General features: G+C 53.7%; 10 protein-coding genes and 4 tRNA genes. 4 read left to right on the forward strand and 10 right to left on the reverse strand.

From position 1 onward, the window contains the following. Positions 1-28: 28 nt before the first annotated feature. Positions 29-2,572, reverse strand: a complete 2,544-nt coding sequence (gene cyaA / locus ABGA49_RS15065; protein WP_061499165.1) for a class I adenylate cyclase — start codon at positions 2,570-2,572, stop codon at positions 29-31. A 311-nt stretch (positions 2,573-2,883) separates the two neighbouring features. Between cyaA and hemC the strand changes: the two genes are divergently transcribed. The 4 genes from hemC to hemY are packed head-to-tail and all read left to right on the forward strand — an operon-like array spanning position 2,884 to position 6,940. After that, entirely contained in the window at positions 2,884-3,825 is a 942-nt protein-coding gene (hemC, locus tag ABGA49_RS15070) for a hydroxymethylbilane synthase (RefSeq protein WP_061499168.1), read from the forward strand. Beyond that, positions 3,822-4,562 (forward strand): uroporphyrinogen-III synthase, encoded by a 741-nt coding sequence (gene hemD, locus ABGA49_RS15075; RefSeq protein ID WP_347665757.1) that lies wholly within the window; start codon positions 3,822-3,824, stop codon positions 4,560-4,562. The genes hemC and hemD overlap by 4 nt, the downstream gene beginning before the upstream one ends. Before the next feature lie 21 nt (positions 4,563-4,583). Continuing rightward, entirely contained in the window at positions 4,584-5,738 is a 1,155-nt protein-coding gene (gene hemX, locus ABGA49_RS15080) for a uroporphyrinogen-III C-methyltransferase (protein ID WP_061500253.1), read from the forward strand. A 2-nt stretch (positions 5,739-5,740) separates the two neighbouring features. Beyond that, positions 5,741-6,940: a protoheme IX biogenesis protein HemY gene (gene hemY, locus ABGA49_RS15085; protein ID WP_347665758.1), complete on the forward strand. Its 1,200-nt coding sequence runs from the start codon at positions 5,741-5,743 to the stop codon at positions 6,938-6,940. A 601-nt stretch (positions 6,941-7,541) separates the two neighbouring features. Here the strand turns inward: hemY and ABGA49_RS15090 are convergent. From ABGA49_RS15090 to wzxE, 9 genes are all read right to left on the reverse strand, one after another. After that, positions 7,542-7,618 (reverse strand) — tRNA-Pro (locus ABGA49_RS15090). Between the two features lie 38 nt (positions 7,619-7,656). Further along, positions 7,657-7,743 (reverse strand) — tRNA-Leu (locus ABGA49_RS15095). Positions 7,744-7,771: 28 nt separating this feature from the next. Further along, positions 7,772-7,847, reverse strand: a tRNA-His gene (locus ABGA49_RS15100). Between the two features lie 69 nt (positions 7,848-7,916). Beyond that, positions 7,917-7,993, reverse strand: a tRNA-Arg gene (locus ABGA49_RS15105). A 102-nt stretch (positions 7,994-8,095) separates the two neighbouring features. Continuing rightward, on the reverse strand, positions 8,096-9,481 hold the full coding sequence (locus ABGA49_RS15110) for an amino acid permease (RefSeq protein ID WP_061499178.1): 1,386 nt from the start codon (positions 9,479-9,481) through the stop codon (positions 8,096-8,098). Between the two features lie 256 nt (positions 9,482-9,737). Further along, positions 9,738-10,478, reverse strand: coding sequence for a lipopolysaccharide N-acetylmannosaminouronosyltransferase (gene wecG / locus ABGA49_RS15115; protein ID WP_061499182.1), 741 nt, complete (start codon positions 10,476-10,478; stop codon positions 9,738-9,740). Between the two features lie 9 nt (positions 10,479-10,487). Beyond that, entirely contained in the window at positions 10,488-11,840 is a 1,353-nt protein-coding gene (gene wzyE / locus ABGA49_RS15120) for an ECA oligosaccharide polymerase (RefSeq protein ID WP_347665759.1), read from the reverse strand. After that, positions 11,837-12,916 (reverse strand): TDP-N-acetylfucosamine:lipid II N-acetylfucosaminyltransferase, encoded by a 1,080-nt coding sequence (locus tag ABGA49_RS15125; RefSeq protein ID WP_347665760.1) that lies wholly within the window; start codon positions 12,914-12,916, stop codon positions 11,837-11,839. Before ABGA49_RS15125 ends, wzyE begins: the two co-directional genes overlap by 4 nt. After that, the gene (gene wzxE / locus ABGA49_RS15130) at positions 12,913-14,163 is read right to left on the reverse strand and encodes a lipid III flippase WzxE (protein ID WP_061499189.1); all 1,251 of its coding nucleotides are present in this window, start codon (positions 14,161-14,163) and stop codon (positions 12,913-12,915) included. The genes ABGA49_RS15125 and wzxE overlap by 4 nt, the downstream gene beginning before the upstream one ends. Position 14,164 lies beyond the last annotated feature (1 nt).

Consider the following 14,164-nt stretch of genomic DNA (forward strand, 5'->3'; position numbering starts at 1 on the left):
GGTTGCCCGGGCTATCCGGGCGCTTCCTTTAAGAAAAATACTGCTGCAACAACGGTGCGTCGTTGTCCTGATTTGCCGGCGTGGCGGCGGTGATCGCCTGGTTGCGGAACGGTATCACTTGCGCACGCCCTTCAACATTCACAATCTGGTAGAACTGCGGCAGGTTGAAGTTGATAAAGCTGGAGCCGTAGGTAAAGCGATCGTGAGATGACGAATAGAAGCGGCTCACATCGCGCACCAGCTCCTCTTTGCTGCCTTCGCAGTGGTGGTAGACTTCCGCGCGATTGCTCTCATCCAGGATATAGATGTTAAAGCCCTCTTCGCCCGTCTCCTCAAAGAAGAACTGAATAATGCCCTCACTGGCGAAACCATCCACCACGGCCGGTAACTGGACGTGATTGGTTTCAACCTGCACTGACAGCCCGTGCAGTTTGTTGTGGGAAATAGCCCCGTAAAACTCAATCGCGTTTTCCAGTTTCTGCACCGACACATTGAGACGTTCAAAGAACAGCCCCCAGGTCTGGCCAGCAACGCGCAGCGCTTTGAAACGCCCGGTCTCCTGGCGGGTGCTGGAAAGACGCAACTCAATGCATTCGGATACCAGTTGCTGCACACGCGTGCGAATCAGGCCGCGCAAATGCTGGCTGTAGCAGAACACTTCCACGCTGTCCGGCGGCGCGGCATCCTGATGCATTTTGCCAAGGATGGTTTTCAGCGCTTCGATCATCGCCTGCTCGCCGTTGAAATGCAGGGTACGCACTTCATTCCACGAGTTGCGGTACAGCAGGTCGACACTGCCGACCAGGCAGTTTTGCTGCTCGCCAAAACTGAACACATCAAGCTTACGGAAATCGAAATGCACCACCTGGTTACGAAACGCCGCAGTCGGGTCATATTCCAGGTTGACGATGATCGCCAGATGACGGATTTCGCAAGGACTGTAGAGCGCTTTCGGCGTTGGCGCGGGCAGGCGCAGCGGGAAGTGATGCGACACATCGGCCACCATCTCCTGCAATTTTGCCAAATCGACAATGCCGTTGCCTTTAATAAACAGATGCGTACGCGACGTCAGCAAACCGTTGAACCAGGCCCATGCCACCAGCTTATTCAGATAGCGGTTATATTCCAGCGGTTGATGGCTGACGATGGAATCCATATTCGGCGCGCGGTTGTACAGATACCACCCCGAACGGTTGGCCCGGCCCGGCGGCACATGGATAAAGGTTAAATTCGGTTCAGAGAGATCCGGCGAAATTTGCGGGTTTACCAGCGTTACTTTGCCCGGCAACGCTTCAAACGCGGCGTACAGTTTACGGGTTAATACACCGATATCCTGCGGGCTGGCGGAAACGCTCAGATTATTACGGCGGGCAAAGCGGATCAGGTTACGGTAGCTCTGCATCATGGCATCAAGCAATTCGTTATGCGCCTCGCGCACCTGATCGATTTTCCAGTTAGCGCGGTTATCCAACATCGCCACGCGTGCATCGTCCCAGCCCCACTCTTTTACCAGTTGCGTGATCACTTCGCGACGCCAGCCAACACAGGCGCGTTCGCGGCTCAGTTTCTCGCACACTTTTAAGTAAAAACATCGACGAGCCAGATCGAGGCGAGCGGTGTCGTCAATAGCGACCAGATACTGCGTTACGCGCTCGAGCATCATGCAGTAATGATCGAGGCCAAACGATACAATTTCACCGTCATGCAGGCGCTGTTTAATATCTTTCGCCAGCAAACGCGTGTTGGGATATTCCCAGGAATAGGCTTCCAGCAACAGCGTTTTCAATACGGCTTTATAAGGAGAGTCGATACTTTTATAGAGTTGCCAAAGGCTGGCACCGAAATACTCTTCTGCGGAAAGCGTGCTTAAGCCGCCAAGATCCAGCCATTCGTTCGGGGTCAACACGCCCTGAGCATAGAGCGTCATCACATAATCGTCGTAATGCTCTTCTTCATCGCCCGGCACCATATTCCACAGAATACGTTTACCGGCAAGGCGCACAGCAGTACGGTAAAACTCATCCAGCAACAAAATATGCTGCGTGGAGCCGCAGTCCTCGCCGCCGAGGCTACCGCTTTCGTTATGACGGAAGCGGTTCTCATCAATCAGGAAGAAACTCACTTCCACGCCCAACGACGCCGCCCAGCTTTCCAGCAGGCTGCATTTACGCTGCAGCAATTGACGCTCTTCGTTATCGAGCCAGGATTGATGGCAGACCCAGATATCCAGGTCAGAGGAGCAGCTTTGTCCGACCGAAGAAGTACTGCCCATGGAGTAAACCCCGGTGATCGGCAGCTCGCCTTTCGGCGACTCCTGCGGCGGAAGACCACGATGCAGTTCAAGTTCGTTCAGGTAATGAAGTTGGTTTTCATCAGGCGTGTAAAGGCAAATGCCCTGGGGAACGTTACCATCGAGGTAACCCGGCATCAGCGGATGATGATAATGCAGCAATGTCGGCAGCAGACTGTAAACCTGCTGAAAAGCAGGGCCCATGGCAGCAAGCGCGCGATCCACACGCAGTTGATTAATGGCATCCAGTCTCTGTTTCAGAGTCTCAATATAGAGGTACAAGACATATCGCCTGATGTTTACAGAAAATCCAAAATAGCCGTTACCGGTTTTTCGACCTTGCCTTCAGGGAGGCAGACGAAAAAATGGTCTAAAACGTGATCAATTTAACACCTTGCTCATTGACCGTAAAGAAAGATGCGCTACATACCAGTGTAGCAGTAAACGCTGTCTGTAAATTCCTAATTACGGTCCTGGCTGCGCCTGTATTGCGGCGCGACGCCTTTCTCTCCCTCCAGCGATCTTCTGTGGACACTGACACCCTAAAGCAACAATGTTAGGATGGTCGACGGACGATAATGACGGTAACAAGCATGTTAGACAATGTTTTAAGAATTGCCACACGGCAGAGCCCTCTTGCGCTTTGGCAGGCACACTACGTTAAGGAACGCCTCGAGGCGAACCACCCCGGACTCACGGTTGAACTGGTGCCTATGGTCACGCGCGGCGACGTGATCCTGGATACGCCACTGGCGAAAGTCGGTGGTAAGGGTCTGTTTGTAAAAGAACTTGAGCTGGCACTGCTTGAAAACCGCGCCGATATCGCCGTGCATTCAATGAAAGATGTTCCGGTCGATTTCCCTGAAGGGCTCGGCCTGGTGACCATTTGCGAGCGTGACGATCCCCGCGATGCGTTTGTGTCAAACCGCTATAACTCGCTCGATGAATTACCTGCCGGCAGCATCGTTGGTACGTCAAGTTTACGCCGTCAATGCCAGTTGGCAGCGCAACGTCCGGACCTGGTTATTCGCTCTTTACGAGGTAACGTCGGTACACGCCTGAGCAAACTGGATAACGGCGAATATGACGCCATCATTCTTGCCGTCGCCGGTCTTAAACGTCTTGGCCTTGGTGAGCGTGTGCGCGTTGCGCTATCGCCGGAAACCTCGCTGCCAGCCGTGGGCCAGGGCGCAGTCGGCATTGAGTGCCGCCTGGACGACGCGCATACCCGCGCGCTATTGCAACCGCTGAATCATGCAGAAACTGCCGTGCGCGTTAAAGCCGAGCGCGCAATGAATACGCGCCTTGAAGGTGGGTGTCAGGTACCGATTGGCAGCTATGCTGAATGGGTGGACGGAGAAATCTGGCTGCGCGCGTTAGTGGGCGCGCCAGACGGCTCCACCATGGTGCGCGGTGAGCGCCGCGGTAACCCAGCGGACGCCGAGCAGTTAGGTATCTCGTTGGCCGAGGAGTTACTGAATAATGGCGCCCGCGCCATTCTGGCCGATGTCTACAACGGAGAAGCCCCTGAATGAGTATTCTGGTCACTCGCCCATCCCCGGCCGGGGAAGAATTAGTGAGCCGCTTGCGCACACTGGGGCTAGTGGCCTGGAGCTTCCCACTTATCGAGTTTACGCCGGGTCGTGAACTCACCTCGTTACCCGGGCGACTCGCCGCATTAACCGCCGAAGACCTGGTTTTTGTCCTGTCGCAGCAGGCGGTAACATTTGCCCATGCACATTTACAACAGGCAGGCCTACGTTTTCCCGAAGAGCCGCATTATTTCGCGATTGGCCGTAGCACTGCGCTGGCATTACATACGGTGACCGGCATAGATGTGCGTTATCCGTTGGATCGGGAAATCAGTGAAGTGTTGCTACAATTACCTGAATTACAAAATGTTCGGGGTAAGCATGCGCTAATCTTACGTGGTAACGGTGGTCGTGAAGTGCTGGCGGAAACGCTGGCGGCGCGCGGTGCGGAAGTGGAATTTTGCGAATGTTATCAACGTAGCGCGAAGTTCTACAATGGCGCCGAAGAGGCCATGCGCTGGCATACGCGTGGGGTGACGACGCTGGTTGTCACCAGCGGCGAAATGATACAACAGTTGTTTTCGCTTATTCCTCCCTGGTATCGGGAAAACTGGTTACTTCGCTGCCGCATACTGGTGGTTAGCGAACGTCTGGCGCACCTCGCCCGGGAACTGGGCTGGCAGGATATTCAGGTCGCTGACACTGCAGACAACGATGCGCTGCTTCGCGCATTACAATAACTCTCATAATGGGAAGCCATGATGACGGAACAACAACACTCCCCCGCCGAGGTTGAAGAAACCAAAACGGCTGACGGTGCAACGCCGCCGGGCAAAACAGAGAAGGCCCGTCGCGCGAACAGGACCAGCCTTGCGCTAAGCGCGATCGCCATCGCTATTGCGCTGGCCTCGGGCGTCGGGCTTTATGGCTGGGTTAAACAGCAGGTTTCCACCCTGAACACCAATAACGGCGAAATCGCCAATCAGGTTATTGCGTTGCAGCAAGCGCAGGATAAACAACGCGCCGAGCTGGAAGGCATTATCAAACAGCAGGCCGGGCAGCTTGACGAGGCCAAACGTCATCAGGATGCGCTGACCAAACAGCTTGATGAAGTGCAGCAGAAAGTGGCGACTATCTCCGGTTCCGATGCCAAAACCTGGCAACTGGCGCAGGCGGATTTTCTCGTTAAACTGGCCGGACGCAAACTCTGGAGCGACCAGGACGTCACCACCGCAGCGGCGCTGCTGAAAAGTGCGGACGCCAGTCTGGCGGATATGAACGATCCGAGCCTGATCACCGCTCGCCGTGCAATTACTGACGATATCGCCAGCCTCGCCGCCATTACGCAGGTGGATTATGACGGTGCGATCCTCAAACTGAACCAGCTGTCCAACCAGATTGATAACCTGCGCCTTGCAGATAACAACGATGATGACTCACCGATGGATACCGACAGTAATGAGTTGTCCGGCTCGATCAGTGAATGGCGTGTGAACCTGCAGAAAAGCTGGCAAAACTTTATGGACAGCTTTATCACTATTCGTCGTCGTGATGAAACCGCCGTGCCGCTGTTAGCACCAAATCAGGATATCTATCTGCGTGAAAATATCCGCTCGCGTCTGCTGGTTGCAGCTCAGGCCGTTCCCCGTCATCAGGAAGAAACCTACAAACAGGCGCTGGACAATGTTTCCACCTGGGTGCGCGCTTACTACGATACCGACGATGCAGCCACGAAAGCCTTCCTTGAAGAGGTCGATAAACTAAGCCAGCAGACCATTGCAATGACGCTACCCGCATCGCTGCAAAGCCAGCCAATCCTGGAAAAACTGATGCAAACCCGGGTGCGAAATCTACTGGCGCAACCTGCCGTTGCCTCTGAGCAAGCGCCCGCTGCCAACGCAGTGCAAGGAGAATAAACATGCTGAAAGTACTGTTACTCTTTGCACTGTTAATTGCCGGGATCGTTCTTGGCCCTATGCTCGCGGGGCATCAGGGCTATGTCCTCATCCAGACGGATAATTACAACATCGAGACGAGTGTCACGGGGTTAGTGATTATTCTGGTGCTGGCGCTGGTGGTGATGTTTGCGCTTGAATGGCTGTTGCGTCGTCTTTTCCGTACCAGCGCGCATACGCGCGGCTGGTTTGTGGGACGTAAGCGCCGCCGCGCCCGTAAACAGACTGAGCAAGCGTTGCTAAAACTGGCGGAAGGCGATTATCAGCAGGTAGAGAAGCTGATGTCGAAAAACGCCGACCATGCCGAACACCCGATGGTCAACTACCTGCTGGCGGCGGAAGCAGCGCAGCAGCGCGGTGATGAAACCCGTGCGAACCAGCATCTGGAGCGCGCTGCGGAGCTGTCTGAAAAAGATCCTATCCCGGTAGAAATCACGCGCGTTCGCCTGCAACTGGCGCGCAATGAGAACCATGCTGCGCGCCATGGCGTGGATAAATTGCTGGAAATCACGCCGCGTCATCCGGAAGTGTTGCGTCTGGCAGAGCAGGCATATATTCGCACCGGCGCATGGGCATCGCTGCTGGATATCATTCCGTCGATGGCAAAAGCCAATGTCGGTGACGATGAGCACCGCGACGCGCTGCAACAACAAGCCTGGATTGGCATCATGGACCAGGCACGTGCCGACCTGGGCAGCGAAGGCCTGAAGAGTTGGTGGAAAAACCAGAGCCGCAAAACCCGTCAGCAGGTGGTATTGCAAGTGGCAATGGCCGAGCATTTGATCGAATGTGACGATCACGATACTGCGCAGGACATTATCCTTGAAGGTCTTAAACGTCAGTATGATGATCGTCTGGTGCTGGTGATCCCACGGCTGAAAACCAATAATCCGCAACAGATCGAGAAAGTGTTGCGCCAGCAGATCAAAACCCAGGGCGATCGTCCGCTGTTATGGAGCACGCTTGGTCAGTCGTTGATGAAACATGGTGAATGGCAGGAGGCCACGTTGGCATTCCGCGCGGCGCTGAAGCAGCGCCCGGAAGCGTTCGATTATGCATGGCTCGCTGATTGCCTCGATCGCCTGCACCAGCCGGAAGAAGCCGCGACCATGCGTCGTGACGGCCTGTTGCTGACTCTGCAAAACAACCCGTCAGGTAATTGATTCAGCGTCATTCGGGAGCAGGAAGGTAATAACGCCACCTGCATCCCTATCCCTCCACCCATAAAAAAACGCCTGCCGGAAGACTCAGGCAGGCGTTAAAACAGGTCTGTTGACAACTAAATGGGTGCTTCACTCAACGTTATGTCCATGGTGTTTGATGAGGCCGAAGCGACATCTGTCAGTGGACGATAAGCACCGTAAACGGCTCTGCATCATTCCTGAGTTTATGAAGCCAGAAGGCGAACATAAGAGATGGAATGAGCATCTACAGTGATATTATTGCACATAGCGTGCCAGGTTTGCATTAACTAATGTTAACCCGCGCAACCTTTTAAGAAGTCAGTCAATTCAGGCCTTCTCCCCTTTTTCCCCTATGATAATTAGCCGCTTATCATGCATAACTGTCGCCGCATAACGACACTTCCCTGAGCAATCAACTTACACCATAAATATCAATGCGTTAAATGTCGCCATCGGGCGACAAGAAAAGGCGTAATTGTCGCCTTTAAGCAACAACGGTGAAAAAGAGAGAAAATACAATGAAATGGAAAAAAGAGGGGGATCAGAAAACAAAAAACCCCGCTAAAGCGGGGTTCAAAATTGGTCGGCGAGAGAGGATTCGAACCTCCGACCCACTGGTCCCAAACCAGTTGCGCTACCAAGCTGCGCTACTCGCCGATATACTGCTTTTTGAATTTTTTGTTCAATCTAAGTTGTGGTGCGAGGGGGGGGACTTGAACCCCCACGTCCGTAAGGACACTAACACCTGAAGCTAGCGCGTCTACCAATTCCGCCACCTTCGCATTCCACGAAACTTTTACTGCTAAATAATGGGGTGGCTAATGGGACTCGAACCCACGACAACTGGAATCACAATCCAGGGCTCTACCAACTGAGCTATAGCCACCACTGTAAATCTTTTCACGCGGTATCGTCATACTTCACGAACCACCGCAGCTCAAGCGCCGGGTTTAAATGGCGCGCCCGACAGGATTCGAACCTGAGACCTCTGCCTCCGGAGGGCAGCGCTCTATCCAGCTGAGCTACGGGCGCGTAGCGCCGTTGCGGGGGTGGATAGTACGGACTTCGGGCGCGGCTGTCTAGTGCTTTTTTGAAGAAAATGCGCGTTTGGTTATGCTTTGCGCATTTTGCCTCTTATTCACTCACCCGTTGCGTAACAGCGTGTCGGTTAAGACCAAATACTTTATACGCCACTGTTACCGCAGCAAGGAAGATAACACCGACAAACAGCGACATACGCGTATCGTCGTTGAATCCCATACCAATCAGCACGCAAATCAAAAACGCCATCGTTAGCCAGTTCGCCCACGGGAACAACATTGAGCGGAAGGGATGGCTGGCAATAGCTTCTTTATGCGCCTTACGGAAACGCAGCTGGCTAATCAGGATCACAAACCACGGCACCATGCCTGGCAATACGCTGGCACTATAGACGTAAACAAACACGCGTTGCGGGTTCGGAATAATGTAATTCAGACAGGAACCAATCAGCAGGATAATGATGGAAATTGTCACACCCGCCGCCGGAACGCCGCTTTTAGACACTTTCGCCACCGCAGCAGGCAGTTGGCGGTTCTTCGCCAGCGCATACAACATACGACCACAGCTATACATGCCGCTGTTACAGCCGGACAGCGCCGCCGTCAGCACCACAAAGTTAATAATTCCTGCTGCCGCCGTAATGCCAATCTTCGCAAAGGTCAGCACAAACGGGCTGCCGTTCGTACCGATTTCGTTCCACGGGAAAATCGTCACAATAACGAAAATCGCGCCCACATAGAAAATCAGGATACGCCACAGTACCTTACTTACTGCACTGCGCAGCGTAACCTGTGGGTTTTTCGCTTCACCGGCGGTAATACCAATCAGTTCAACACCCTGATAGGACGCCACAACGATACAGAGCGCAGTCAGAAAGCCTTTCCAGCCGCCGGCAAAGAAACCGCCATGTTCGGTCAGATTACCAAAACCAATCGAATGCCCGCCGTTGCCGATACCAAAGAAGATAACGCCCAGGCCAACCACGATCATCACAATGATGGTGGTCACCTTGATCATCGCGAACCAGAATTCGATTTCACCGTACAGGCGCACTGCCGCGAGGTTCGCCAGCGCCACCAGCCCCACCGCAATCAGCGCGGGTATCCACTGGGCAAGATCGGGGAACCAGAACTGGACGTACACCCCAATCGCGGTAATTTCAGAAATCCCCACCGCCATCCACATAAACCAGTAAGACCAGGCGGTGAGATAACCGAAGAAAGGACTCATATAGCGGTGCGCGTAAACAGCAAAAGACCCCGCTACCGGCTCAAGGAACAGCATCTCGCCCATTGAGCGCATAATAAAGAAGACGAAGAGACCCGCAATAATGTATGCCAGCAGTACCGACGGGCCGGCCCATTTCAGGGTACTGGCGGCGCCCATAAAGAGCCCCACGCCAATGGTACCGCCCAGGGCGATTAATTCGATGTGTCGAGACTCCAGTCCACGCTGAAGCTCTGGTTTGTTTTCAGCCATAAATCCTCTGTTGTGTTTGCTTCTTTCTTTGCCCGATCTGCGGGTTATTGTTATGAGTTTCCCTCATCTCATAACAGGCCATTCGGCGCTAACCCGGAAAAGGTTGTCGCCAAAAACACCACGGCACTGCAATGAGTGAGCGAATGGTTTCTTAAAACAGAAGAAATGGCAAATGATGTATAAAAAAAATCGGTGTATTGCACAATAAAACAGCAGAAGGAGAAAAAAAGGCAGCACGCTGCGCCGCCAACGTTGTTCAGAGTTTTCCGCTGTAGTGCCAACGCAGATAACGCAGCAAACGCAATTGACGCTTTAAACGGCTCGGTTGTGACAGCAGCCGATAAAGCCACTCCATCCCCAGATGCTGCCAGAGTTTAGGCGCACGCTTTACATGGCCCGTAAAGACGTCGTACGTTCCGCCAACCCCCATGTATAACGCATCAGGATAGACAGTGCGGCAGTCGCGCATCAGGATCTCCTGCTTTGGCGATCCCATTGCCACAGTGATGATTTTCGCCCCGCTATCGCGGATGCGCTCAAACAGTGCTTGCTGCTGCTCCGGATTAAAATACCCATCCTGGCTGCCCACAATATTCACCTGCCATTGTGCACGCAGTTTCTGCTCCGTCTGCGCCAGCACATCGGGCTTGCCACCCACCAGAAATACCGGCGTCGCATTTTCGCCTGCCCGCGCCATCAGTTTTTCCCACAGATCGGCACCGGCAACACGGGATACTTGCGCGCGCGGGAACTTCTTCCGCAAGGAGCGCACGACGCTGATGCCGTCGGCGTATTTAAACTCAGCCGCTTCGATCAACGCTCGCACCTGAGCATCATCTTCCAGCGTCAGCATCTTTTCCGCATTAATGGCGACCAGCGTACCTTGCCTGATCTCGCCATTCGCATACAGATAATCCAGCGCGTGTTGCATATCGCGCCAGCCAATCAATTTCAGACCACGCAGGTCATACAGCGGCGCTGCAGTCTTGTCCGTCATGTTTATCCTTTACATCTGGGAAAGAGGTTTTGCCGCGCGTTCACCGCGTTTGTGTATCAGGCCCGCGTTATCAAACAGCCAGTACAGCAGCTTCGCCAGCAACAAGCAGAAGCCGAAGATGACGAGGAAAAACACCACGCGAGACACGAAAGCATCCAGCCCTTCACGAGCCAGCACAATCATGTTGAAAATCGCGCCAAAGCAGAAACTGTGCAGGATTGCGGCCTTATAGCGGTTCGTTTCCCGGTTGCCCAGAGTATACAACCAGTCAAACCATTTAATGATGAGCCCCACCGTCACCGCACCGAGCGGGATAAAGGCAACACCGCCCATCACCACCAGAGAGCCGATCAACGTTGGCGAGATAGCAAGGCCAGAGTGGTTGTTCAGAACTTCCCAGGTAAAGTAATTGGCCGTATTCAACACAATATTCGGACGCGTTGGCCACAGCCAGGACGGAATAAAGACATAGAAGTCGCGCACGATGGGCGCCAACCCCTGAAACGCAATTTTGTCGTAGTTTTGCAGCAGCAGCGACAAGTTTTCCCAAGGTGAAAAGGTGTCACGGGTCAGGTACAGGAACGTATAAAACGCTTCATCGCCACTGACATTCAGTCCGTAACGCTTGATCGCCAACCAGAACATACCAACGATGCCAAACACACCTGCAGCGGCCAGCATCCACAACGAGATCCACCCACGAATAATGCCGATAAACAAAAAGATCGCGAACGCGATAATGATATTGGCGCGGGTTCCGCCAACAATCATATAGGTCAGCAAACCAAAAGCGACCGTGCTGACGAGGAAGAAGAGCCATGCCTGCGCACTCTGCCGCAAAAAGTAGACCACCAGCATTGCGGGAATAAAGAAATAAAAGAAGCGCTTAAGTGCCACACCGGACACTTCACTGGAGAAGATCTGGCTATAGGATTGCAGGCGGAACAGCAAAAAGCCGTTATGCATAAAGAAGATGCCGACGCTGACCAGAGCGATGACCATTAACATCACCCATGTCAGATTCGCCTCAACCCGGTTAATGGTGAACAGCGGTCGACGCGATACCGGCGCAGTATGTTTGCGCAGCCGCGTTTTATACGTCACATAGTAAATTCCGTAGAAACAGGTTGCCGCAAGTAACGACTGCATCATCACGCCAGGCGGCGCAACCCCCACGTTAAAGCGGAACACCAGCACGCTGGTCAGCGGAAAGCCGAAGAAGAACGTGAGCAAAAAGAGCAGTGAAAAAAAGACGTTAAAGTTAAAACGCACGCGACGGAATTCAAACCAGGTTAACGTGGCGATAAACAGCGATGCCAGTAACCAGAGGATAAACAGTCCGCAGAATTCAAGTGGGCTCATCCGGCACTCCCCGCAGCTATGCGCAGTGCTTTATGCCACGGCGCGATAAAATTCGGGCTGAAAAAGGTAATGGCGTTTTTATCCACCGCCATCAATTGCCGCCGGGCTTCACGGACTACCGCCTCATTCAGGTTATCCGTGGTAAATAGCACGGGAATATCTTCCGCCACCATATCGCGCCAGAACGGGTTTTCCCTGTTCAGCACGCAGGGTACACCCGCCTGAATCAGCAGGCAGAGCGTACCGATCCCTTGCTGACGGGCAAAAATAAAGTATCCGAGATCGCACGTCCCCAGCAGAGCCAGATAGTCATCAAAGGCCATCTTCTCATTGAGGACGCGCAGATTATCCGCGCTAAATAAGGCCAGCCCCGCGCGCCGCACCGTCTCAATATAAGCGTCGTTATTGTCCGGATACCCCATTGGCACGATGATTTTCACCGTATCGCCAAACTGGCGATGAATGGCATGCAGCGCTGCCACATGTTCATTGCTTGGATCACCGGAATTGCCCACCAGAATCGTCAGTGGACCTTCATGCTGCAGTTCATGCGCCATGGCATTGAGCGCCGGATCCATGCGCGTCGGGAAATAAAGCAACTCTCCGCGCACGCCGGGATTACGCTGAGCAAACCACGCCAGATCGCCACGGGTCGCAAAAATAGTCCCAACACGGCGCTGCGCCAGCCGGCGCAGCGGATAAAAAAGGCGGAACTTAAGGCTGTGCGAAACTTCGTAAAGATCGGCACCCCAGGCATGCCAGTAGAACTGCTCACGCTTTATTGCGCTGGTTAATAAAGCCAGCCATATGTCGAAATTAAACTGCCCATGAAAAAAGAAACGCTGCTGACGTTGGGCTTTCGCTTTCGCGATCACCGCCCGCGCCAGCGCCTTCTTTCCGGGATAAAAATGCAATGTCAGGGCGGGATATTCCGTACCCTGACCTTCGTCCCGCCCGACGATCATAAATTCACGGGCATATGCACCCGACGCCGCGAGCACATCATTAAAGAATCGCAGCACAGTCTGATTATGGTGTGGGATATCCGATCCCAGTACGTGAATGAGTGTAGTCATGACTTCTTACGCCAAATCAAAAACACGCCGCAACAGAGGGCGAAATAAATAACATACGTGGCCATATAGGCCTGCGCCGCACCAGCGGCACCGTGCGCGGGAATTAACCAGCGGGAAAACAGTGTCAGCAGGGTGAACTGACTTATTTCTGCCAGAATATAAAAACGTAACGAGGCTTTGGCGACCACCAGATAACCAAAGACGTAAGCGCCCACTTTCAATACATCGCCGATCAATTGCCAGGCAAAGAGGTCGCGCATGGCGGTAAACTTACTGGAAAACAGCAACCAGATAGCCACATCGCGTAGCAACCAGACGGCCAGGCTGACAGCCGCCACCGCAGGTAAAACGAAACGTAGCGACTTTACGATTTCGCGGGAGATCGCCTGCTTTGTCGCCAGGCGCGATAATGTCGGCAGCAAATAAACCGTAAACGACGCGGTAATGAATTGCAGGTAAGCATCGGAAATACTGCTTACCCCCTGCCAGATCCCCACTTCGTCCCAGCTATAATGCGCAGCCAGCTGGTTTCGCATCATTACGTAAGCCAACGGCATGGTAAATGACGTGATCAACGCCATCAGCGTAAATTTGCTTAACTGTCCCGCCAGCGCCGTATCCCACTGAGGTTTGAAAAAACCCAGCGGAACCGCACCGCGCCGAATGAGCAACGCTAACGCCGGGATCACCACCAACGCAGGCACCAATGCCAGCCCCAGCAATGCGCCCTGGTACCCTCCCAATTTGAAGCAGAGATACCATGCCAGCACACCAATGACGCTGCCGATAATTAACGACAGTGCATTACTCACCGCATCGCGGAACCCTTTCATTACCGCCAGTAGCAGGTTCGCCCATGCGATACCCAATTGCACTAGCGCCACCAGACGCACCAATCCCTGGTAATGAGTATGACCAAACAACCCCTGACTGACAGGCGCAGCGGCAAACAAAAAGATCAGCGCCAACAATGTAGAGAAACCGAGCACCATCGCCGATGATGTCCCGACCACCACGCGCAGACGCGCCGGGTCATCATGGTGCTGAGCCACCCATTTCGTCACCCCATTAAAAATCCCGGCGCCCGCGAGAACGCCGAGCACCGTGATGAGTTGACGAAAATTACCTGCCTGCCCAACACCGGATGGCCCAAAAGCCACCGCAAGAAGTTTGATCACCAGCAAGCCCGCGCCAATTTTCACCAGCGTACTGGCCGCCGTCCATACCGATGCTTTTGCCAGTGACATA

Origin of the sequence: Kosakonia sp. WA-90 (assembly GCF_039871955.1) — a bacterium.
GTDB classification, from domain to species: Bacteria; Pseudomonadota; Gammaproteobacteria; order Enterobacterales; family Enterobacteriaceae; genus Kosakonia; species Kosakonia oryzendophytica.